The sequence below is a fragment of the Mycobacteriales bacterium genome, from assembly GCA_035504215.1.
Lineage (GTDB): Bacteria > Actinomycetota > Actinomycetes > JAFAQI01 > JAFAQI01 > DATAUK01.
Window position 1 is genome coordinate 13,271 of record DATJSI010000082.1, and the last position, 21,652, is coordinate 34,922.

The 21,652-nt window shown below is 68.9% G+C and carries 20 protein-coding genes and 1 other RNA gene; 11 read left to right on the forward strand and 10 right to left on the reverse strand.

The genetic code is table 11. The annotated features are described in order from the left end of the window. The first annotated feature begins 143 nt into the window (after nucleotides 1-143). From VME70_09935 to VME70_09945, 3 genes are read left to right on the forward strand one after another with little or no spacing between them, the layout of a single operon-like run. Nucleotides 144-1,544, forward strand: coding sequence for a sugar porter family MFS transporter (locus tag VME70_09935; protein ID HTW20516.1), 1,401 nt, complete (start codon nucleotides 144-146; stop codon nucleotides 1,542-1,544). Nucleotides 1,545-1,579: 35 nt separating this feature from the next. After that, the gene (locus VME70_09940) at nucleotides 1,580-2,299 is read left to right on the forward strand and encodes an MgtC/SapB family protein (GenBank protein ID HTW20517.1); all 720 of its coding nucleotides are present in this window, start codon (nucleotides 1,580-1,582) and stop codon (nucleotides 2,297-2,299) included. 48 nt (nucleotides 2,300-2,347) lie between these two features. Further along, entirely contained in the window at nucleotides 2,348-3,415 is a 1,068-nt protein-coding gene (locus VME70_09945) for a cation diffusion facilitator family transporter (GenBank protein HTW20518.1), read from the forward strand. Nucleotides 3,416-4,079: 664 nt separating this feature from the next. Here VME70_09945 and VME70_09950 read toward each other — a convergent pair. Both VME70_09950 and VME70_09955 read right to left on the reverse strand, forming a co-directional pair. After that, nucleotides 4,080-4,835, reverse strand: a complete 756-nt coding sequence (locus VME70_09950; protein HTW20519.1) for a hypothetical protein — start codon at nucleotides 4,833-4,835, stop codon at nucleotides 4,080-4,082. Between the two features lies 1 nt (nucleotide 4,836). Then, complete coding sequence (locus tag VME70_09955; GenBank protein HTW20520.1) at nucleotides 4,837-5,949, reverse strand: Rieske 2Fe-2S domain-containing protein; 1,113 nt, start codon at nucleotides 5,947-5,949, stop codon at nucleotides 4,837-4,839. 187 nt (nucleotides 5,950-6,136) lie between these two features. Between VME70_09955 and VME70_09960 the strand changes: the two genes are divergently transcribed. Both VME70_09960 and VME70_09965 read left to right on the forward strand, forming a co-directional pair. Then, nucleotides 6,137-8,923 carry a fibronectin type III domain-containing protein gene (locus tag VME70_09960; protein HTW20521.1) on the forward strand — a complete coding sequence of 929 codons (2,787 nt, stop codon included), beginning with the start codon at nucleotides 6,137-6,139 and terminating at the stop codon, nucleotides 8,921-8,923. A 133-nt stretch (nucleotides 8,924-9,056) separates the two neighbouring features. Further along, the gene (locus tag VME70_09965; GenBank protein HTW20522.1) at nucleotides 9,057-9,260 is read left to right on the forward strand and encodes a hypothetical protein; all 204 of its coding nucleotides are present in this window, start codon (nucleotides 9,057-9,059) and stop codon (nucleotides 9,258-9,260) included. Nucleotides 9,261-9,265: 5 nt separating this feature from the next. On the opposite strand, the gene VME70_09970 is transcribed toward VME70_09965, so the two are convergent. Then, the gene (locus tag VME70_09970) at nucleotides 9,266-9,565 is read right to left on the reverse strand and encodes an ANTAR domain-containing protein (protein HTW20523.1); all 300 of its coding nucleotides are present in this window, start codon (nucleotides 9,563-9,565) and stop codon (nucleotides 9,266-9,268) included. 154 nt (nucleotides 9,566-9,719) lie between these two features. On the opposite strand from VME70_09970, the gene VME70_09975 reads away from it, so the two are divergent. The 4 genes from VME70_09975 to VME70_09990 all read left to right on the forward strand — a co-directional run bounded on the left by VME70_09975 (nucleotide 9,720) and on the right by VME70_09990 (nucleotide 12,418). Continuing rightward, entirely contained in the window at nucleotides 9,720-10,058 is a 339-nt protein-coding gene (locus tag VME70_09975) for an STAS domain-containing protein (protein HTW20524.1), read from the forward strand. Nucleotides 10,059-10,164: 106 nt separating this feature from the next. Then, the gene (locus VME70_09980; GenBank protein ID HTW20525.1) at nucleotides 10,165-11,643 is read left to right on the forward strand and encodes an SDR family oxidoreductase; all 1,479 of its coding nucleotides are present in this window, start codon (nucleotides 10,165-10,167) and stop codon (nucleotides 11,641-11,643) included. Continuing rightward, on the forward strand, nucleotides 11,640-12,110 hold the full coding sequence (locus VME70_09985; protein HTW20526.1) for an SRPBCC family protein: 471 nt from the start codon (nucleotides 11,640-11,642) through the stop codon (nucleotides 12,108-12,110). The genes VME70_09980 and VME70_09985 overlap by 4 nt, the downstream gene beginning before the upstream one ends. Nucleotides 12,111-12,196: 86 nt before the next feature. Beyond that, nucleotides 12,197-12,418: a hypothetical protein gene (locus VME70_09990; GenBank protein HTW20527.1), complete on the forward strand. Its 222-nt coding sequence runs from the start codon at nucleotides 12,197-12,199 to the stop codon at nucleotides 12,416-12,418. Between the two features lie 75 nt (nucleotides 12,419-12,493). Here VME70_09990 and rnpB read toward each other — a convergent pair. Then, an RNA gene (gene rnpB / locus VME70_09995) (RNase P RNA component class A) lies at nucleotides 12,494-12,870 on the reverse strand. A 120-nt stretch (nucleotides 12,871-12,990) separates the two neighbouring features. Here rnpB and VME70_10000 point away from each other — a divergent pair. Next, nucleotides 12,991-13,476, forward strand: coding sequence for a peroxiredoxin (locus VME70_10000; protein ID HTW20528.1), 486 nt, complete (start codon nucleotides 12,991-12,993; stop codon nucleotides 13,474-13,476). Between the two features lie 126 nt (nucleotides 13,477-13,602). On the opposite strand, the gene VME70_10005 is transcribed toward VME70_10000, so the two are convergent. The 4 genes from VME70_10005 to VME70_10020 all read right to left on the reverse strand — a co-directional run bounded on the left by VME70_10005 (nucleotide 13,603) and on the right by VME70_10020 (nucleotide 17,638). Next, nucleotides 13,603-14,844: an SLC13 family permease gene (locus VME70_10005; protein HTW20529.1), complete on the reverse strand. Its 1,242-nt coding sequence runs from the start codon at nucleotides 14,842-14,844 to the stop codon at nucleotides 13,603-13,605. Nucleotides 14,845-14,940: 96 nt separating this feature from the next. Next, nucleotides 14,941-16,080 (reverse strand): bifunctional RNase H/acid phosphatase, encoded by a 1,140-nt coding sequence (locus VME70_10010; protein HTW20530.1) that lies wholly within the window; start codon nucleotides 16,078-16,080, stop codon nucleotides 14,941-14,943. Further along, entirely contained in the window at nucleotides 16,077-16,820 is a 744-nt protein-coding gene (locus VME70_10015; GenBank protein HTW20531.1) for a C4-type zinc ribbon domain-containing protein, read from the reverse strand. Before VME70_10015 ends, VME70_10010 begins: the two co-directional genes overlap by 4 nt. Then, the gene (locus VME70_10020) at nucleotides 16,817-17,638 is read right to left on the reverse strand and encodes a Nif3-like dinuclear metal center hexameric protein (GenBank protein ID HTW20532.1); all 822 of its coding nucleotides are present in this window, start codon (nucleotides 17,636-17,638) and stop codon (nucleotides 16,817-16,819) included. The genes VME70_10015 and VME70_10020 overlap by 4 nt, the downstream gene beginning before the upstream one ends. Nucleotides 17,639-17,767: 129 nt before the next feature. Here VME70_10020 and VME70_10025 point away from each other — a divergent pair, with 129 nt between their 5' ends. Further along, the gene (locus tag VME70_10025; protein HTW20533.1) at nucleotides 17,768-18,337 is read left to right on the forward strand and encodes a histidine phosphatase family protein; all 570 of its coding nucleotides are present in this window, start codon (nucleotides 17,768-17,770) and stop codon (nucleotides 18,335-18,337) included. Here the strand turns inward: VME70_10025 and VME70_10030 are convergent. Further along, the gene (locus VME70_10030; protein ID HTW20534.1) at nucleotides 18,315-20,714 is read right to left on the reverse strand and encodes a glycoside hydrolase family 65 protein; all 2,400 of its coding nucleotides are present in this window, start codon (nucleotides 20,712-20,714) and stop codon (nucleotides 18,315-18,317) included. The two genes, VME70_10025 and VME70_10030, sit on opposite strands and share 23 nt — an antisense overlap. Next, nucleotides 20,711-21,463, reverse strand: a complete 753-nt coding sequence (locus VME70_10035; protein HTW20535.1) for a beta-phosphoglucomutase family hydrolase — start codon at nucleotides 21,461-21,463, stop codon at nucleotides 20,711-20,713. Before VME70_10035 ends, VME70_10030 begins: the two co-directional genes overlap by 4 nt. Nucleotides 21,464-21,652: the final 189 nt, after the last annotated feature.

Consider the following 21,652-nt stretch of genomic DNA (forward strand, 5'->3'; position numbering starts at 1 on the left):
ACCTGTGACCTGCGCCGGCTCGGCCTCACCGGTTTGCGGCGCGGCGGAAGCCTGGTCGACAGCGCCGCTGCGTAAACGGCCGGCCAAAGGGGAACGCTCCTTCACGCGGCGCACCGTGCGCCCGGGTCGAAAGGATCAGGCCGATGGCAAGCTTCGCGTCGGAGGCACTTCGGGGGCGTAACCGTGCGGTGTCGGGGATCGCTGCGCTTGCCGCGTTGGCCGGCCTCCTGTTCGGCTTCGACACCGGCGTGATCTCCGGGGCGCAGCTCTACATCTCCAAGGACTTTCACGCGTCGACCGGCGTACAGGCCTGGTACGTCGGGGCATTGCTGATCGGCGCGTGCGTCGGCGCTGCCGCCGGCGGCTACCTCGCTGACCGCTTCAGCCGCAAGTTCACGATCATCGGCGCCGGCGTCGTCTACATCGGCGCCGCGTTGTGGTCGGGGCTCGCGCAAGGGTCGGGCTCGTTGATCGCGGCCCGATCGGTGCTGGGTCTTGCGGTTGGATGCGCGTCGTTCGTCGGGCCGCTCTACATCTCGGAACACGTTCCGCCAAAGCTTCGCGGCGGCACCGTGTCGTTCAACCAGTTGATGATCACGAGCGGCATTCTGCTCGCCTACATCGTCGACTACCTGTTCAAGGGCACGACCGACAACTGGCGCTGGATGCTCGCGCTCGGCGCGCTTCCCGGCATCGCGCTCACGATCGGCATGCTCCTGGTCCCGCACACTCCACGCTGGCTGATCCAGGCCGACCGCGAGGGCGATGCCCGGGAGGTGCTCGACCGGACGCGTGGCGGTCGCGATGACGTCGACAAGGAGGTCAAGGAGGTCTCGGATGTCGTCTCGACCGAGGAGTCGGGTTCCTACTCTGCGTTGTTCAGCAGTCGGGTGCGCCCGATGCTCATCGTCGGCCTGGGGCTCGCGTTCTTCCAGCAGGTGGTCGGCGTCAACACGGTGGTGTACTACGCCCCGACGATCCTCAAGTACACCGGCCTCACCGCGAACCAGTCGATCACCGAAGCCCTGTCGGTCGGTATCACGAACGTCGTGTTCACGATCGTGGCGATCCTGCTCCTCGATCGCGTCGGCCGGCGCAAGCTGCTGATCGTCGGGACGGTGGGGCTGACGTTCGCGCTGGCCCTGCTCGGCGCGTTCTTCAAATCGACGACGCTGCAAAGCGACGCCTCGTGGCTGGCCGTGGTTGCCCTCGTGATCTTCATCGCGAGTTTCGCGATCGGGCTCGGGCCGGTGTTCTGGCTGATGATCGCGGAGATCTTCCCGTTGCAGCTGCGAAGCCGCGCGATGGCCGTCTGCACGGTCGTCAACTGGACGGCGAACTTCTTCGTCTCCTATTACTTCCTCTCGCTGGTCAGCGCGATCGGCCGGCCGGCCACCTTCTGGCTGTACACCGGCTTCGGCGTCGTTGCCACTGCGTTCTTCCTCTGGCGGGTTCCGGAGACCAGCGGCCGTTCGCTCGAACAGATCGAGCGCGATCTTGGCGCCGACTCCGGAGCAACGGACGCGCACCCAGCGGCGGCTTGACCGGCGATGCGGCGCCTTGGTGATTCGCCGTTTCTGTGATTGACGCGAGCACAACAGCAACGGCCGGCTCGAACATCGAGGGGTGGCAGCAGATCGGCGAGCTTGCACTGGCCTTCGGCTTGTCGGCGGTGATCGGGCTCGAGCGCGAGATCAAGCAGAAGAGTGCGGGCCTGCGCACTCACACGCTGGTCGGTGTCGGTGCCGCGTTGTTCATGCTGGTCAGCAAGTACGGCTTCACCGACGTGCTCGAGGCGAACCGGGTGATCCTCGACCCCTCTCGGATGGCCGCACAAATCGTCAGTGGCATCGGCTTCCTCGGCGCCGGGATCATCTTCGTCCGTCAGGACTCGGTGCGCGGGCTGACCACGGCTGCGTCGATCTGGGTGACCGCTGCAATCGGGGCGGCGGCGGGCGCCGGCTTACCGATTCTCGCGGTGGTGGGCACCGCGATCTATGGCCTCGTTGCACTCGCGTTCACCGCCGTCAGCCATCGGCTGCCGCGCTCCTCCTACGCGGAGTCGGTCGTCCGAGTCCGGTATCCGGACGGCAAGGGGATGCTCCGCCAGTTGCTGTCGATCACCACCGCCTCCGGATTCGCGATCGACGAGACGACCACGAAGGTGGAGGACGGCTCGGTCGAGCTCATGATGCACGTGCACGGCCGTTCCTCGCCGCACGACCTCATCAGCCGGCTGGTGGACTCCGCCGGTGTCGACAATGTGCGCCTCGACGACCCGAATGCCGTGGACGACTGAGCACTTCCGGCGACGATCTCTGCCCGCCGTAGCGGGTACACCGCCAGGGTGAACCACGCCGGCCGACGACCCGACCCGGAGACCACGGACCCTCCGGGCGCCGGTCCGCGCCCGCCCGATACCAAGGGAACCGTCGGGATCGCCTTGGCCGCGGACGTCGCCGTGGCGGTGGCCAAGCTGGTCGCCGGCGCGACCACGGGCTCGGCGGCGATGCTGTCGGAAGGCGCCCATTCGGTCGCCGACTGCCTCAACCAGGTGTTCCTGCTCACCTCACTGCGACGCAGCGGTCGCCCACCGGATCAGCGACACCCGTTCGGCTACGGCAAGGAGCGCTTCTTCTGGTCGCTTCTTGCCGCGGTCGGCATCCTCGTAGCCGGTGCCGGCTTCTCGTTGATGGAGGCGTACTCGGCGTTTGCCCACCCCCGGCCGACCGGCTCGCTGTACTACCCCGTGAACTTCGCCGTCCTCGGTGTCGCGCTGATCGCGGACGGTACGTCGGCGGTGCGCGCGACGGTGCAGCTGCGACGCGAGGCCAGGGCCGCGCAGCACTCTTCCCTGCAACAGCTGCGGACGACCCGCGACCTGAGTCTCAAGACCGTCGTCGGTGAGGACTCGGCCGCGCTGGTCGGTGTCGTGCTCGCAGCGGCCGGTCTGGGGCTGCACTGGGCGACCGGGAGCCAGCGATGGGAGGGGGTGGCCGCGGGGCTGATCGCCGTCCTGCTCGTGGCGGTCGCGATCGGGCTCGGCCGCGACACGCGGGAGCTGCTGATCGGCGAGGCGGTCAGCCCGGACGTCACGCAGGCGATCCGCGACTTTCTCGTCGACGAGTGCCCGGCGATCGACGATGTGGTCGACCTGCTGACGATGTATCTCGGCGTCGACTCCATCCTGCTCGCCGCACGCGTCGACCTGGCCGAGAATCTCGGCTCCACGGAAATCGAACAAGTCAGCGCCGAGATCGACCGCGAGGTCCGGTCCCGCTGGCCGGTGATCACCCACGTGTTCATCGACGCGACGAACGTGGACGAGCCCGAGGTGGCGCGGGTCGGGCTCGCCGTGGCCGGGCCGGAAGCCGATCAGGACGGTCGAGCCGCAGCCCACGCGCCGCCACACTGAGGGCGTTGGAACATAGCGGGCAAGTTACCCGCCGGTTGAGTCAAGCGGGTCGGTTAAATGACCGATATCTCAAGCGTCGCGTCGAGGGCTGGCCCCTGGTCCTTCTCCCTAACCCTGGATGCGCGATTGGGGCAGGGGCCAGCCTTCTCAACGACCGTTGACGAGTCGGTCACCCGTGGCTGCGGCGCTGGATCGCTGCGGCCAATAACAGTGTCGATGCGGAACCCGACCGGCGAAAGCGCCAAGCGCCCCCTTTTTCGTTGCGCCGTTCGGGTGACCCGGTCTACCGCCGGCTGTGAACGTTGGATCCCACCGGGCCCGACGACGCGCACCGTGCCGCTACCGGTCTTCCGGCGGGAGATCGAGAAGCACGTCGAGCTCGGCGTTGGTCAACGTGACGCGCACTCCACAGGACGCGTGATGAGCATCATCGAACGCGCTGAACGCTCGCCTCGAGGCGATGCTGGCCTTTTCGTGGCACACCGCGCACCGGAGCACGAGCGATGCGCCGGACACGAGTTGGCCTTCCAGTTGCCGCCGACGCGTAATCGTCGACTACTAAGCCATCGGCCACAGACAGTGCCCGTGCACAGCGCCGAACGCGGTCGTGGGCTGGCCCGTTCGGGTGAGGAGCCCGCGATCTGCGGGCTGACGACGTCCCGGGTCAGTGACCGGGAGGGATCAGCCGCTTTCCGTGGCCGAAGGGAAAACCGTGGAAGCCGTGCTGATGCGTCCACGACCCGGAGACGTGCAGGAGCACCACACCGCAGACCACGGCGAGCGCCACGGCCCCCACGAGCACAATCACCCGTAAGCCCTTCCCGGGCACCGGGGCGCGGTCCGCACGGCCCGCCATCACCTTCAGCGCCGGCACCGTGCGCGCGAGCACGTGCAACGCCGTCACTGCCAGCCAGGCCGCGAACGCCGCCTGATGCAACGTGAGCGGTGAGACCCGGAATCCGGCAACCGAGAACAACGTGTGAAAGGCCCCGCCGGCTCCGACCGCCACCAGCGCGATGCCGGTGCCGAGCACCGCGAGTGCAGTGAGGATGACCAGCGGCCCGAGCACGCGCAGCACTAGCGGAGGCGGCCCGGCTTCGACGTAGTCCGGACTGCGGGAGTAGTACCGCGCGATCCGCCAGCCGGTCGTCGCGGTCTTCGCGATGGTGAGGGGCACCAGCACGCCGCCGAGAAGAATGTGTACGTCGATGAACCGGTGCAGCGAGACCAGGGTGAACGCCTCGGCAAGGAACAGCAGCAGCAGCGCTGCACCCAGCCACGCGGTCAGGCGTGCATTGCCGGCCGGACCTCCGGTGTGCGGGCGGACCGGGTCGCTGCGGTGCGCCTCACCGATCGCGGTGGCCACCAGCTCGTCGACCTGGCTGCCGAGACCGAGCTGAACAGACTGTCGGGTCGACACCTCACACCACCCTGATCTCGCCGGCACTGACGGCGACGTTGATCGGGCTGAGCGGCGCGGGCGGCGGACCGGCGAGCACCTGCCCGGTGCGCGCGCTGTAGGTGCCGCCGTGGCAAGGACAGATGAACTCCTGCGCGGACGCGTCGAAACCCACCGTGCAGCCGGCGTGCGTGCACACCGCGGAGAAGGCTGAGAACTTCCCGTCCGGCTCGTGCACGACGTACGCAGGTCGGCCGTTCGAGGGATCGCGGAACATCTGCGCTTGGCCCTTCGGCACCGCCGAGGCCGGACCGATCAGGGTCCCCGCCGGGTTGTGGTGGTTGTGCTTGTGCCGCCGGGTCGTGGCCGTCGTACTCGGCGGACTCAGAGGTCGCGTGCTCGCCGCGTTGGATGTCGACGTACCTCCGATCATTCGCCCGAGCACGGCAGTGACGACGGCGAGCACGCCCGTGCCCGCCGCGGCCAGCGCCGCCGCCCGCATACCCATGACGAGCCTGCGGCGGTCGAGATCGGTGGCGGTGTCCACGGTCAACGGTCCGCCGATGCCGCGGCGGGCGCGCGCGTACAGCGCTTGTGCCCTCGCCTGGATGATGGCGTCCAGGCTGAGGACCCCGGCCGCCCCGGCCAGCACGAACGGCGTCCACGCGAACACGAACACGATGTCCGAGCCGTAGTAGTACGGCGCGGTGTTCCAGCTCACGGTGAGGAAGAACGTGAGCGAGAGCAACAGACCTCCCGCTGCGGCCAGCCGGGTCCAGAGCCCGATCAACATGCCGATCCCGACCGCAAGCTCGCCTAACGCGATGAGCAGGCCGACCGGCCCGGGCGCGTGCTCGGACAGTGAGAGCAGCGGCACGATCGGGCTCGCGTGCTGCAGCGCATGCATGGTCGCGGCGAACGAGATCGGGTTGTTGGAGTCGAAGTAAGCGGGGTTCGCCAACTTCTGCAGGCCGGCGACGACGAAGGTGACAGCAAGGAAGCCACGCAACGGGAGCAGCACCCAGCCGGTCTGCCGGAACCGCTGGTCGCGCCAGTGCGGTCCCAGCAGTGGTGGTGCCGGTGCCGGCACGCGCCCGGGTTGCGGCGGCGGTGACACCGTGCTCGGGCGGGTCATGGCCTCATGGTGCGCGCAGAGCCTCTGAGTTTGCTCAGAACACGCGCAGGAGCAGGTCTGCCCGCGGCGGCCGGTCACCCGAGAGGCCTAGTCCGTTAGGGCCTTGCGTTTGCATCTGCCCGCAGTCCTTTTCGGCGTCGACGAACTAGTCGTCAGGTCATAAACGACTAGTCATCGGAGCCCACTGATGAATCTCCTCAGTGCGAAGCGGACCGCGGCGCGTGCGTCGGTTGTTCTCGTCAGCGGCATCCTGTTCAGCCTTCTCGCGATGACGATGCCCGGCATCGCCAGCGCCAGCGCCCCCGCGACCAACCAGTGTCAGCGGTCGTCCCTGCTGGTGCCTAGCTGTGGCGTCCTGTGGGGCGCCTACGCCCCACTCACCTCCGGCCAGACCTGGACGACGGTGACGACGAACCTCGAGTCCGAGGTCGGCCGCAACTTCGACATCGTGTACCACTACCACGACTTCTCCGGGCCTTCGACCACCAACGGCGCGATCCCGAACAGCTACGAGAAGACGCTCGCTGCGTCGGGCCACATCATCTTCGACGACTGGCAGCCGAAGATCTTCTCGACCGGCCAGCAGATCTCCTGGGCGGATATCGCCGCCGGCGACTACGACAGCTCGGTGATCATTCCGACCGCGCTGTCGATCAAGGCATTCGGCCAGCCGATCATGCTGAGCTTCGACCACGAGATGGACCTGATGGTCGGGACGTCGGGAACGGCCGCCGACTACATTGCGGCCTACCAGCACATCCACGACGTCTTCGCCGCCGAAGGCGTCACGAACGTCGTCTGGGTCTGGACGACCACCGGCTACAGCGGGCGCTACTCGATGTTCCCGAGCCTGTACCCGGGCAACGCGTACGTCGACTGGATCGGGTACGACCCGTACAACTTCTACAACTGCCAGAGCTCGAGCGGGACCTGGAAGAGCTTCCAGCAGACCATCGACCCGATGTACCAATGGCTCGAGTCCAACGGGTACGGCGACAAGCCGTTCATCCTGCCCGAGTACGGCACCGTGGCGAACCCGAACGACAGCACCGCGGCCGCGAGCTGGTACAGCTCGATCCCGAGCGTGCTGCCGAACTACCCGAACATCAAGGCGATGCTGCAGTGGGATGACATCGGAAAGTGCAACATCGAGATGACCCAGCCGGGCGAGCTGGCCGCCTACTCACAAACCGGCCTCTCGCAGCCCGTGCTCGGCATCGCGCCGCCGGCGGCTCCCGCTGCGCCGACCACGTCGGGCGTCACCGCAACCGCGGCGGACGTGAGCTGGAGCGCGGTCTCGGGCGCGACCTCCTACCAGGTGCAGCGCTCGGTGTCGGGTGCGGACAGTTTCTCCGACGTCGGGTCGCAGGTGACCGGCACGTCCTTGCAGGACAGCGGCCTCACGCCAGGAACCAGCTACGACTACCGCGTCGTCGCGACGAATGCCGCGGGCGACAGCGGGCCGTCGGCGACCTCGTCGGTCACCCTGCTGCCGGGCCAGCCGACCGGTCTGACCGCCGCCAGCAACGGCACGAACGAGGTCGACCTCAGCTGGACCGCGGCGACCGGCGCGACGTCGTACGACATCCGCAAGGGCGCGGTCGGAGCCGGATCCTTCCCGACCGACCTCGGCACAGTGAGCGGTACGTCGTTCGCCGACACCGGCCTCACCCCCGGCGCCGCCGCGGACTACGAAGTGATCCCGCTCGACACGACCGGTCCTGGGACGCCATCGAGTCCGGCGACGGGCACGACCCTTCCGGCTCAGGTGACCGGGTTGTCCGCCACCGCGGTGTCACCGAAGGAAGTCGACCTCGCGTGGAGCGTCGCCCCGGGTGCGAACACCTACAACGTCGAGCGATCGCCAGCAGGCGCGGGCAGCTGGACGGTCGTCGGCTCCAGTCTGACCGCGACGAGCTTCGCGGACACGTCGGTCAGCCAGATGTCGGGCTACGACTACCGGGTGGTCGCCATCGGCACGGCCGGCCCCGGCGCCTACTCCGCCACGCAGTCGGTGACGACTCCCGAGGTCGTGCCGGCGCAGGTGTCCGGAGTGACGGCTTCGGCCCAGTCACCGACCGAGATCGACCTCAGTTGGGCGGCGGTGCCGACCGCGACGTCGTACGAGGTCGAGCGCAGCTCGACGTCAGCGACGAGCGGCTACACCGCGCTGTCGACATCGGTGAGCTCGACGTCGTACGCCGACACGAGCGCGTCACCGCAGACGACGTACTGGTACGAGGTCGTCGCGCACAACAGCGGCGGCTGGGGCCAGTCGTCTGGTGACGTGACGGCCACGACGCCGGCAGTCAACAACGCGCTGCTCTCCAACACCTTCGAGGGCGCAACCGGAAACGTGAAGATCACGATCGCCAACTCCGGCGGCGCATCGGGTAACACTCTTGACCAGTTGAACTGCGCGTCCGGCACCGTGATGTACAGCAACGCGGCACCGGCGCACGGCAACTACGCCGCGCTGCTCTCCCCGACCAACCAGCTGTGCTACCTCGGCTGGGGCTCGGCCTCGATCGCGACGACGAGCTCGGCATACGGCCGGGCCTACCTCAAGCTGTCAGCGAACCCGAGCACCAGCTTCCCGGTGCTGAAGGTCCGTGACCCGTCGGGCAACCGCGACGCTCAGGTCACCGTCACGAGCGCCGGCAAGTTGGCGATGGGCGACGCGAACGGCACGACCCAGCTGACCTTCTCGAAGTCGATCCCGCTGAACCAGTGGGTTCGGATCGAGTGGCACCTGGTCTCGGCCGCGAGTGGCACCTTCCAGGTCGAGATGTTCGCCGGGGATGCGACCACTCCGCTGGAGTCCGAGACGGTGAGCAACATCAACACCGGTACGTCGATCGGCGGGTACCGGGTGGGGATGCTGACCACCACGTCAGCGGCGGTCGGCACCACGATCGGCGTGGACAACCTCGCCTACGGCACCGCCGGATGGATGGGGCCCGCATCGCACTGAGCGATCCGCAGAGACGTCGAGGTGCCGGCAGAGGGGAGTCGGCACCTCGACCTTTGCGTGCTGCCGCGGCCGACCGGCAAAATTACCTCCCCAGCGGTGATATGAACTCCCTCCTGCTGGGCATGCCTGGTCTGTGTCGACCCCCGCTGGCCACCCGCGCCCGTCGCCCGGCCGGCTTGACGACGCCGGCACCGTCTGTGCGCTCGATGGTGACGGCACCGCACTGTGCGGGGACCGCCTGGACATGGAGCCGATCGGTGACCTTGTCTGGGCCGACGTACCGGACGATCAGCGGTGTCACAAGTGCGCCGTGATCATGGAAGCGGCGACGACGTGACCGGGCTAGCCGCCGGCTTGCTCCTGGAGCCGTTGGTAGGCGCGGGTGAATACCGGCGGCAACGAGTCCGCTCCCGTCAACCCTTCACACAGGTCCCGCGCCACGACTTGAAGCTTCGTCTGGGTCATCTGCGAGACCTTCACGAGCAATGCGAAGGCGAACTCGTCGTCGCAGCTCAACAGAAGCTTGAGCATGCCCTTGGCCTGCTCGATCGGTGCACGGGTGTCGATCGCCTTGCGTAGCTGCCGGGTCTCTTCTCGAGCCGCGTCGAGGTTGTCCTCGCACTCTTCCAGCTCCGTCGACACGAGCGAAGGATAGTGGCCGATGCCCGACCGGCGCGACCGACCTGCGTCCGAGCTGTTTCGGGCGGCTGAGACCTCGGCCGCCGCTATGATGATTACGCCCGACAGAAGCGTCGTGCAGTCCCGTTCTGCTCGACCCGCTTCGGAAGGCGACTCTGTGGACCTCACTTTCAGCGTGCACGACCATGACCAAATCACGGTCGTGTCCGTGGCCGGAGAGATCGATCTCGCCAGCGCCGGCCAGCTCCGCGATCGACTCGCCGGACTGATGTCGACCGGCAAGTACCAGTTGATCATCGACCTCGAGGCCGTCGACTTCCTCGACAGCACCGGGCTCGGCGTGCTCGTCACGGTGCGCAAGGCCGCCTTGAGCAGCGGCGGGGACCTCGGGCTGGTCTGTACTCAGCCGAACATCCGCCGGTTGTTCGAGATCACCGGCCTGGAGAAGGTATTCGTCATCCACGACAGCCTGGACGCCGCCCTGAAGACCAGCTGAGACCGATCATCCTCATCGATCAGGCGGACGAATCGGTCAGGCAGCGGACGATCGCCTCGGCAGGGTCGCGGCGATCCGGCTCGGCGCTCCGTGCGAACGTGAAGTGATGGGCACGCGCTGTCTGGTGACGGGGGTCACCGGCTATATCGGCGGCCGGCTGGTTCCGCGGCTGCTCGAGGCAGGCTTCGACGTTCGTTGCCTCGCCCGTGACCCGAACAAGCTCCGTGACGCACCCTGGCGCGATCAGGTCGAGGTCGCACGCGGCGACGTCACCGACGCAAGTGATGTCATCCAGGCCCTCGCGGACGTCGAGGTGGCCTATTACCTCGTTCACTCCTTGGGAGCGGTCGGGTTCGAGGAGACCGACCGGCGGGCAGCGACGGTGTTCGCTGGTGCGGCCCGCGACGCGGGCGTGGCCCGGCTGGTCTACCTCGGTGGGCTCGAGCCGGCCGACCAGACGGTGTCGCCACACCTGCGGTCGCGTCGAGAGGTCGGCGAGATCTTGGCGAGCACAGGCGTCGACACGGTCGTGCTGCGAGCCGCGATCATCCTCGGGAGCGGGAGCGCGTCGTTCGAGATGCTTCGGTATCTCACCGAGCGACTTCCGGTGATGGTGACCCCGAGATGGGTTCGCAACCGGGTGCAGCCGATCGCGGTGCGCGACGTGTTGCAGCACCTGGTCGCCGCTGCCTCCGCCGGCCCCGAAGCGGCCGGCGGCTGGGACATCGGCGGCCCGGACGTGCTGACCTACGGCGAGCTGATGCAGCGCTACGCCGATGTCGCCGGCCTTCGCCCGCGGGTCGTCGTACCTGTGCCGTTGCTCACCCCGCGGCTGTCGAGCTACTGGGTCAACCTCGTCACGCCGGTGCCGGGCCGGCTCGCGCGCCCGCTCGTCGAGTCGTTGCGGCACGAGATGGTGTGCACCGGTCCACCGCCGCCGTGGTCCTCAGACGCGGAGGCCCCGATCGGCGTCGACAGCGCACTGCGCCTTGCGCTTCAACGTGTCCGTGATGCGGCTGTCGAGACCCGCTGGTCATCGGCCCAGTGGTCCGGCGCCCCGAGCGACTCGCTGCCGAGCGATCCTTCTTGGGCCGGTGGCTCGTTGTACGTCGACGACCGCACGGTCGAGGTCGCCGCCCCCGCGCAGCAGCTGTGGCAGGTCATCGAGTCGGTCGGCGGCGAGAACGGCTGGTACTCCTATCCGCTGCTCTGGGCGTTGCGCGGGCACCTCGATCGCATCGTCGGAGGCGTGGGACTTACTCGCGGTCGGCGAGATCCGCGCCGGCTCGCGGTCGGCGACAGCCTGGATTGGTGGCGCGTGGAGGAGCTCGATCGCGCCGACCTGCTCCGGCTACGTGCCGAGATGCGGGTGCCCGGCCGGGCCTGGCTGGAGATGCGGGTCGAGTCGACCGGTCCCGCGTCGTCGGTCTACCGGCAGCGCGCAGTCTTCTATCCGCGAGGGCTCGCGGGGCACGCGTACTGGTGGAGCGTTGCGCCTTTTCACGGGTTGGTGTTCGGCGGGATGTTGCGCAACATCAAGGCAGCGGCCGAGCACGGCGTTCCGCAAACGAGCCCCGTCCGGTGAACCGCCTTCAGCTGGAGACCACCATCCGTGCGCCGCTCGAGGTGACGTACCGGCTCGCCCTGACGATTCCGGTCCAGGAACGCGCGTTGACACGGGTGCACGCGCGCGCTCTGCCGCCGGTGTCTCCTGATCCGCTGGAACCCGGTGACACGGTTGCCTGGAAGGCGCGGTGGCTGGGCGTGCCCTGGCGGATGAGGACCCGGATCACATCGGCTGACCCACCGCGGGGCTTTGTCGACGATCAGATCAGCGGCCCGTTCGGGGGTTGGCACCACGAGCACCACTTCACGTCGAAGGGTGATTGCACGGTGATGCGCGACGACGTGAGCTGGTCAGCGCCGTACGGCGGGATGGGCCAGCTCGTGGTCGCGATCGGTTTCGGACGGTTCGTGACGACCCTGCTCCAGGACCACAACCGGCTGCTCGCACAGCTCATCGAAAAGCAAGCCGGCGCGGCACAGCGATAGCGCTGGCGCCTCGAAAGGTTGGGCCCTCGAGGAGTACGTGGCACCGATCGGCGGAACACTGACGGTCAACGTGGAGGGAGCGTCGAATGCCGGAGCCATCCGAGGCCGACCGTGAGGCCCGCGAGCAGCGATCTTCAGTTGACGACGGGTCCGAGCGCACGACCGGCAACGACCGCGGTACGGCTCAGGGGCAACAGGTCCCGGGACCCGACGGCGGGGACGACTACCAGGCGCAAGCAGAACGCGACCGTCAGGACGACGACAACGCCCGAGCAGATCCCGGACGAGGCGCCACCAACGAACGCTGACTTGTGCCGACCGCCATCGCCCGAGGCCGATGCCGACGAAGCTCGCGGATCGGCTGGACAGACCCCGCCAGGCGGCGGACGAGTCGGCCTGTAAGCCGGGTTCTGTGCGCTCGGATTGCTCCGAGCCGACGGCCATCCCTCTCGGGTCGCCGTTGCCGACGACCTCTAGCGGTCCACCCGGAAGCTCGGGCGGGCCACCCTCGAACGCTTCCTGTCTGACCTTGCTCCTGGTGGGGTTTGCCGAGCCGCCCGGGTCACCCCGGACGCTGGTGGGCTCTTACTCCACCGTTTCACCCTTACCCGCCGGCCGGAGCCGACGGGCGGTCTGCTTTCTGTGGCACTTTCCCGCGGGTCACCCCGGGTCGGTGTTACCGACCACCTGCCCTTCGGAGCCCGGACTTTCCTCGGCGACGCTTCCGCGGAAGCGCCGACGCGGCCGTCCGGCCAACTCGTCCGCCGCAGCAAGGGTACGGCGAAGATCGCGGCTCGACCAGCGCCGCCTAGAGTCAGAGGCATCCACTTGACCAAGGGCGGCTCGACCGAGCCTGAACACGCGAGGAGCTCCGGACCACATGGCGATTGCGGTTGGCAGCAAGGTCCCCGACGTCGAGGTGAAGGTCATCCGCGACGGGAAGAACGAATCGGCGCAGACCGGTGAGCTACTCGGTACCGGCAAGGTCGTCCTGGTCGGCGTACCCGGCGCGTTCACGCCCACCTGCTCCAACCAGCATCTGCCCGGCTTCGTCGAGCACACCGAGGAGCTGTTCGGCAAAGGGGTCGACCGGATCGCCTGCATCTCGGTCAACGACGCCTGGGTGATGGATGCCTGGGGCCAGGCGCAGGGGGTCGGCGAGGACATCCTGATGATCGGCGACGGCAATGGCGCGTTCAGCGATGCGATGGAGCTCACCGTCGACCTGGCCGGTGCCGGCCTGGGCCGACGCTCGGCCCGGTACGCCGCGATCATCGAGGACGGCGTCATCACCAGCCTGAACGTCGAGGCGAACCCGGGCGTCGACGCGAGTAGCTGCTCGACCGTGCTCGCCACGCTCGGGTAACGCCCGCCGGCCGCTGAGCCCCCCACCACCCCTCCGCCGCTTTCGTGATCTTGACGTTGGAGGCGCAGAAATCGCTGTTGTGCGCCTCCAACGTCAAGATCACCGCGAGGGCGCAAGCCCGGGCGGTCAGGCGCCGATCGTCTTGAGCCCGGCCCACAACGCGAGGGTCGCCAGCACGATCGCGGCCGGCACAGTTGCGATGGCGTACGTCGCGAAGTCGCGCCCGGTCGGCACTTCGGGCACGTCGCGCACCGCACGCCGCCAGAGCAGGGTGGCGAGCGAGCCGGGGTAGGTCAGGTTCGGCCCGATGTCGACACCGATCAGGACCGCGAGCGCCGGGCCCACTCCCCCGACGGCGGCGATCGGGAGCAGCACCAAGGTCGCGGGCAGGTTGTTCATCAGGTTGGACAGCACCGCGGCGACGGCCGCGACTCCCAACAACGCAAGCAGGCCGGTGCCGGACGGCACGACGTGCCCGACGACGCGCGCGAGCCCATCGCTCGAAACCGCCTTCACGACGATTCCGAGCCCGAGCACGAACAGGCAGAACGACGGCGACGTCGACCGGACGACCTCGACGACGCCGGTCCGCCGCGCGATCAGGCGATGGATCGCCAGCACAGCCGCGCCGGCGGTTGCCACCCACACCGGAGCGATCCCCGCGAGCGAGGCGAGCGCGAACCCGACGACCGTCAGCACCACCACGACCGTCGCGAACACCGGCAGCGGCTCGTCGGGATCGCCGTCAGGCGACAGTCGGGTAGCGAAATCCGAACGGAACACGAGCCGTAAGCCGCCGGTCTCGACCGCGATCGCGACCAGCCACGGCAACACCATAAGCGCCGCAAACCGCGAGAACGAGATGGGCAGTACGGCGAAGGCCAGCAGGTTCGTGAGGTTCGAGACCGGCAACAGCAGCGACGCCGAGTTGGCCAGATGCGCGGTCGCATACAACGAAGGTCGCGGTGGCCCCGACGTCGCGCGCAGTGTCGCGATCACGACCGGCGTGAGGAGCACCACGGTCGTGTCCAGCGAGAGCAACGCCGTAGTGACCGACGCGATCCCGACCACCGCCAGCACCTGCCGCGACGCCGACCGCCTCGAGGCGCGCGCCATCAGCCGGCCGGCTGCGCGGAAGACGCCCTCGCCCTCGCAGCTGGCCGCGAGGGCGAGCACCGCGGCGAGGAACCCCACGACCGGTCCGAGCCGCTCGACCTCTGACCGCGCACTCGCCCACGACACCGCACCGACCGCGAGCAGCAACCCGACCGCGGGCGCCGCGACCACGACCTCGGGCAGCCCTCGTGGTCGCCGGACGGCGACCACGAGCAGCGCTGCGAGCGCGATCAGCGCAAGTGTCTCGTGCACCGCGATCAGCGACGCCCTCGGTGATCTTGACGTAGGAGGCGCACAACTCGACTCCGTGCGCCTCCTACGTCAAGATCACGAACAATCACGCGCGGGTCAGCGGCGCGGCGGCGTGGCGAGGTCGCCGAGGTGGCTGGTGTCGTTCATCAACCGCACGACCGAGGCTCCCCCGGCGTACCAGTCGATCATCGACACCGACGCGGGATCGAGGTGCAACCGGAACACCGCGTCCATCGGGGCCTCCAGCGCATCGCGCAGCAGCAGCTTGATCGGGGTGACATGGGCAACGACAACAACGATCTTCCCCGAGTACGCCGTCGTCACTCGCTCTTGCGCCGCCGCAACCCGCACCGCGGTCGCCGCCATGCTCTCGCCGCCGGGCGGCGCGATTCGCGGATCGTCCAGCCACGCCTTCAGCAGGTCACCGGAGTGCTCGGCCACCTCCGCGAAGGTGAACCCCTCCCACTCGCCGAAGTCGGTCTCCGCAAAGCCGTCGTCGACCGTCACCTCGATCCCCAGCAGGTCGCCGATCACGGCCGAGGTCTGGCGGGTCCGCCGCAGCGGCGAGGACACGATCGCGTCGACGGGCGTCGAGGCCAGTCGCTTCGCGAGGGCAGCGGCCTGCGCCGCGCCGCGCTCGGTCAGTTCGGCTTCCCCGCGTCCGCTGAACCGCTTCTCGAGCGAGAGAGGAGTCTCACCGTGCCGCACGATCATCGCGACCGTCGGCGTACCGACCGGAGCGCTCCAGCCGTAGAGCGTGTTGCCCGCCGTCGGCCGAGACCCGTCGGCGACATCCGCAACCGCGGGCCGCCACTCGCGCCCGTCCTGCTGCGCGTCCATCGCCTGGTTGGCCAACCGGTCGGCGTCGCGGTTGCGCTCGCGCGGCACATGGGTGAAGCGCACGGCGGGCAGCGCTCGCACGATCGCCGCAGCCGCAGCGGCCAGCTCCTTCATGTCGGGATGCTTGACCTTCCAGCGCCCGCTCATCTGCTCGACGACGAGCTTCGAGTCCATCCGGACCTCGACGTCGTCGGCGCCGAGGTCGAGGGCGGCTTCCAGGCCGGCGATCAGCCCGCGGTACTCCGCGACGTTATTGCTGGCCACCCCGATCCCCGCGGCCATCTCGCGCAGGACCACACCCGTCTCGGCGTCGCGCACGAGAGCGCCATATCCGGCCGGGCCAGGGTTGCCGCGCGACCCCCCATCGGCTTCGACGATGACCCGCCCGGGGCTCACAACCCGGACTCTGGGGTGCGGACGAGAATCCGGCGGCACTCCTCGCACCGCACGACTTCGTCCGGCGCCGCCTCCCTCAGGTTGTTCAGGTCGGTCGTGTTGAGCTGAAGGTGGCAGCCTTCACACCTGCCCCGGTGCAGCGCGGCGGCGCCGACCCCGCCGAGTGACTCGCGCAACCGCTCGTAGAGCGCGAGCAGGTCGGCCGGCAGCGTTGCGACCAGCTCACCGCGTTGCGCTCGCGCCTTCTCGGTGTCCGCGTCGATCTCCGACCACGCCTCGTCCCGTGCCTGCTCCGCGGTCGTGAGCGCCGCCGACACCTCGGCCTGCTCGTCGCGGAGCTGCTTCAGCCGCCCTTCGATCGCCTCGCGCTGCTCCATGACCTCGAGCTCGGCGTCCTCGAGCTCGCTCTGCCGGCGGTGCAGCGACTCGATCTCCGACTGCAGGTTCTCCAGCTCGCGCGGCGATCCCACCTGCCCGCTGTCGAGGCGCTGCTGGTCCCGTTGCATCCGGCCGCGCACCATCTCGACGTCGGCATCGACCCTCGCCTGCTCCCTCCCGAGATCGCTGTCCTCGGTCTGGGCCCGCACGATGTCATCCGCAATGTCGTCCGACCGCTCGCCGAGGGTCGCGATCTGCTCCAGCTCGGGCAGCGTGGCGCGGCGGTGCGCCAACCGGTCGACCGCGGAGTCCAGGCTCTGGACGTCGAGCAGGCGAAGCTGATCCTCGGGAGTGGCGTTCACGATTCCTCAGACGAATGGGCGTGCAGGGTCCACGGGTCGGTGACGATCGACGACGACGTGGCCTCCACCGTAATGCCCTCGGCGGACAGGTCCTCGACCAGCAGGGCGGCCGCCCGGGCCACCCACGGCTGTTCGGTCGCCCAATGCGCGGCGTCGACCAGCGCGACGCCGTAGTCCGCCAACGCCTCGGCCGCACGATGGTGCTTGAGATCCGACGTCAGCAGTACGTCGGCACCGGCCGCCTGCGCCAGCTCGGCGAGCTCACCTCCTGATCCGCCGCACACGGCAACGGTCGCGATCCGGCGCGCAGGGTCGCCGCCCGACCGGACCCCCCAGCTCGTGCTAGGCAGCGCAGCCGCGGCAGCAGCCACGAACTCCCTAAGGCTGATCGGCTCGGCTAGGTCACCGACCCGGCCGAGACCGTGTGCAGTGCCCGGCTCCAGCGGGCGCACGCCCGACAAGCCGAGGGTCTTGGCAAGGGCATCGTTCACTCCCGGATCAGCGACATCGGCGTTGGTGTGAGCCACATACAGTCCGACTCCGGCGGTGACCAAGCGATGCACGAGCCGGCCCTTGGGTGTCGTCGCGGCAACCGACTCGGTGCCGCCGAGAAACAGCGGATGGTGCGTGACCAGCAGTTGCGCGCCCAGCGCGATCGCCTCGTCGACCACGACCTCGACCGGGTCCACCGCGACATGGACGTGGCTCACCGAAGAATCGGGGTCGCCGCAGATCAGCCCGATCGAGTCCCACTCCTGCGCCCAGGCCGGGTCGTAGCGTCGTTCGAGCGCAGCGACGACGTCGGCGACCCGCGGCATCAGCCGGCCAGCTCGTCGTTGCCCGAAAACCGGCTGCCGACCTGCCCGCCAGGGACGGCAGCGGAGAAGAGGTCGCCTCGCACGGTGCTGAACCTACTGCCTGCTGCGAACATCGGGCATGCTGCCAAGGTGACTCCCTCCGAGGTCTGGCTGGCCCGACACGGTGAGACGGACTGGAGCGCCGAGCTCCGCCACACCGGCCGCACCGACGTACCCCTCAACGCGAACGGTCGCGCGGCGGCAGGGCGTCTTCGCGACCTGCTCGCCGGCGAGCAGTTCGACCTGGTCCTGACCAGCCCGCTCAGCCGGGCTCGCGAGACGGCCGACTTGGCCGGCTTCGGCGACCGCGCGGAGATTGAGCCAGGGCTGCGCGAGTGGGACTACGGCGACTACGAAGGCGTGACGACCGAGCAGATCCGCGAGAGCCGGCCGGGGTGGGACATCTTCGACGACGGATGCCCCGGCGGCGAGACCCTCGCCGACGTCGGCGCCCGCGCGGACCGTGTGCTCGAGCGCATCCACGCCGTAGACGGCCGCGTGATGGTCTTCGGGCACGGCCACATGCTGCGCATCCTCGCGGCCCGATGGATCGGCCTGGCTCCTATCGCCGGCGCGCGCCTGGTGCTCGGTACGGCGACGATCAGCGTGCTGGGCTGGGAGCGCGAGACCGCTGCGATCACGCGTTGGAACGCTGGCTGATCCCCCTCCCGGTCTCGGCCTCGGTGACGTCCCGGCGGGCCGGCTCACGTCCCACCGGCTGCGACGGCTCGGGAAGCAGCGGGTGCCGCGGCTTCAGCGGGCGTACCACCGGCTCCGCGTCCGTGACCACGATGTCCTCCCCGTCGTGGTGCAGCTCGACGCGACCATGGTCGCCGTCGTGCAGCGAGTAGGTCACCTCGTCGTGGTCGAACGCCACCCGCAGCCTGATCCCGCGCCAGCGGATCGAGAACGAGAGCCGGTTGATCCCGGGCGGCAGCGCGGGGTCGAACATCAGCTGCTTGCCGTGGTCGCGAAGCCCGCCGAAGCCCGCGACCAACGCGATCCAGGCGCCTGCCAGTGACGCCATGTGCAAGCCGTCGCGGCTGTTGTGGTGCAAGTCGCGCAGGTCGACCATCGCCGCTTCGTAGGCGTAGTCGTGCGCGAGCTGAAGGTGCCCGACCTCGGCCGCCATCACCGCCTGGGTGCAGGCCGACAACGACGAGTCACGGACGGTCCGCCGCTCGTAGTAGTCGACGTTGCGCGCCTTGTCCTCGAACGTGAACCGATCGCCGCACCAGTGCATCGCAAGCACCAGGTCGGCCTGCTTCAGCACCTGCTTGCGGTAGAGGTCGAAGTACGGTGCGGTCAGCAGCAACGGGTAGCGGTCGCGGTAGCGCTCGAAATCGAACATCTCGTGTCGGGTGTAGCCCTCCGACTGCGGATGCACCCCGAGCTTCTCGTCGTACGGGATGAAGACCGCGGCCGCCGCGTCCCGCCAGCTGGCCACCTCATCGGCGTCCGCCGATAGCTCGGCGGCGAGGTCGGGATGGCGCTCAGTGGCATCCGCTGCGGCCTCGAGGTTGCGCGCAGCCATCAGGTTGGTGAAGATGTTGTCGTCGGCGATCGCGCTGTACTCGTCCGGGCCGGTCACACCGTCGACGTGCCAGAACCCATCGACGTCGTGATGGCCGAGTGACATCCACAGTCGTGCCGTCTCGACCAGCAGCTCCACACCGCCGCCGCGGTCGACCGCGTCGTCCCCGGTCGCGATCCGGTAACGCTCGACGGCGTCGGCGATGTCGGCGTTGATGTGGAACGCGGCGGTGCCGGCCGGCCAGTAGCCGGAGCACTCGTGCCCCCTGATCGTGCGCCACGGGAACGCCGCCCCGCGCAGCCCGAGCTTGGCCGCGTGCTCCTTCGCAAGGTCGAGCGTCGAGTGCCGCCACCGGATCGCGTCCGCCGCCGCGCTCGGCTGCGTGTAGGTGAGCACCGGGAGGACGAACCCCTCGGTGTCCCAGAAGGTGTGCCCGTCGTAGCCGGGGCCGGTCAGTCCCTTCGCTGCGATGCAACGACGCTCGGCGCGAGCGCCCGACTGCAGCACGTGGAACAGGCCGAACCGCACCGCCTGCTGGATCTCGGGGTCACCGTCGACCTCGACGTCCGCCGACTCCCAGAACTCGTCGAGATACGCCCGTTGCTCCTCGAGCAGGCCGTCGAACCCGGAGTAGCGCGCGCTGCGCAGCGCGGCGGCCACCTGGTCGCGTAGCGACTGCCGGGACCGCAGGCTCGACCAGCCGTAGGCGAGCAGCTTGACCAGGCGCAGCTTGTCGCCCGGCCGGACGTTGGCGACGACCGTCGTCCGGACCCAGTCGTCGCGCGCGTCCGTGTCGATGTCGAGCCGACCGGGGCCCTCGATGATGTGATCCGTCCCGGCCGCCATCGACAGGTTGCTCGCCCTGGTGTGGTGCAGCAGGATGCCGCCGTAGTCCTGCTTGGCGTGCTCGACTGCGACCAGCGGGTTCTCGAGGATCGCGGACACCCGGGGGTCGCCGGACAGCCGCGTGAGCTCGTCGTTGGCGACGATCTCGGACTGGATGACGAATCGCGCCGGAGCATCGATCGGCTCGACGACGTACTCGATCGCAGCCACCGCCCGCTGGACGAACGACACGAGCCGCGTCGACTTCACACGGATTCGTTGATCCGCGGGTGATGCCCACTCCAACGACCGCGTCAGGGTCCCGGCCCGCAGGTCGAGGAGCCGTTCGTGGTGGTGCAGCTCGCCGTAGCGGACGTCGAGCGGCTCGTCGTCGACGAGGACTCGGATCAGCTTGCCGTTGGTCACGTTGACGATGGTCTGGCCGGAGTCGGGGTATCCGTACCCTGCTTCGGCATAGGGCAGCGGCCGCTGCTCGTAGAAGGAGTTGAGGTACGTCCCCGGGATGCCGTGCGGCTCGCCCTCGTCGAGGTTGCCGCGCATCCCGATGTGCCCGTTGGACAGCGCGAACACCGACTCCGACTGCGCGAGCAGGTCGAGGCTGAGCGAGGTCTCGCGAACCATCCAGGGCTCGACCGGGTACGCCGACTGCTCGATCACGCGCTTACTCCGTCGAGCAGCTCAGCCAGGTCGGCGACCACCACACTCGCCCCGTTCTCCCTCAGGGCGGCAGCCTGACCGACCCGATCCACCCCGACCACCGCGCCGAAGCCACCGGCCCGGCCGGCCTGCACGCCCGCAAGGGCATCCTCGAACACCGCGGCCGCTTCCGGTGGGACCCCGAGCCGGTGCGCCGCCAAGAGAAATGTGTCCGGAGCGGGCTTTCCGGACAGATGTTCCTCGCGGATGGTCACCCCGTCGACGCGCAGCTCGATGTAGCTGTCGAGGCCGGTGACTGCGAGCACGTCGGCCGTGTTCGCGCTCGACGACACGACGGCCCGCCGAAGCCCGGCGTCGCGCGCAGCCTCGAGATAGCGCCGAGACCCCTCGAACACCTCGACCCCGTCGGTGTGGATCCGGCGGACCAGCTCCGCGTTCTTCCGGTTACCGATCCCGCGGACGGTTTGCGCGTCGGGCGGGTCGTCCGGCGATCCCTCGGGCAGCACGATGCCGCGACTCGCCAAGAAGTCGCGAACGCCGGCATCGCGCGGCTTGCCGTCGACGTAGTCGAGGTAGTCGCGATGAACGTCGAAGGGCACGAATGGTGTGTCGTCCGCTGCCGCACGCGCCTTCAGGAATTCGTCGAAGGTTTGTTTCCACGCCGCGGCGTGCACTGCTGCCGTGTCGGTGAGGACGCCGTCAAGATCGAACAGGCAGGCGCGTACGCCCGCCGGCAACCCGAGAACCACTCATCCCCTCCACGACCTCGCCACGTCCGCGCCCGATCCCATCACGTCGGTCCCACCTTGTGCGCCGAATCCCCCACAGAGCCGACTCGGCACCTTCCGGATAGCGCTCGCCCTACCCCGCCGACCGCCCAGTACGTCGCTCGCTGCGGTTGATCGTCGTCGCGAATGGGAAAGGACCAAGCAACGACC

Bases quoted from the DNA above. Each gene is read 5' to 3' on its own strand.
- VME70_09935 (HTW20516.1), top strand. From the start codon at position 144: ATGGCAAGCTTCGCGTCGGAGGCACTTCGGGGGCGTAACCGTGCGGTG.
- VME70_09955 (HTW20520.1), bottom strand. From the start codon at position 5,949: ATGACCCGCCCGAGCACGGTGTCACCGCCGCCGCAACCCGGGCGCGTG.
- VME70_09960 (HTW20521.1), top strand. From the start codon at position 6,137: ATGAATCTCCTCAGTGCGAAGCGGACCGCGGCGCGTGCGTCGGTTGTT.
- VME70_09980 (HTW20525.1), top strand. From the start codon at position 10,165: ATGGGCACGCGCTGTCTGGTGACGGGGGTCACCGGCTATATCGGCGGC.
- VME70_09990 (HTW20527.1), top strand. From the start codon at position 12,197: ATGCCGGAGCCATCCGAGGCCGACCGTGAGGCCCGCGAGCAGCGATCT.
- VME70_10000 (HTW20528.1), top strand. From the start codon at position 12,991: ATGGCGATTGCGGTTGGCAGCAAGGTCCCCGACGTCGAGGTGAAGGTC.
- VME70_10020 (HTW20532.1), bottom strand. From the start codon at position 17,638: ATGCCGCGGGTCGCCGACGTCGTCGCTGCGCTCGAACGACGCTACGAC.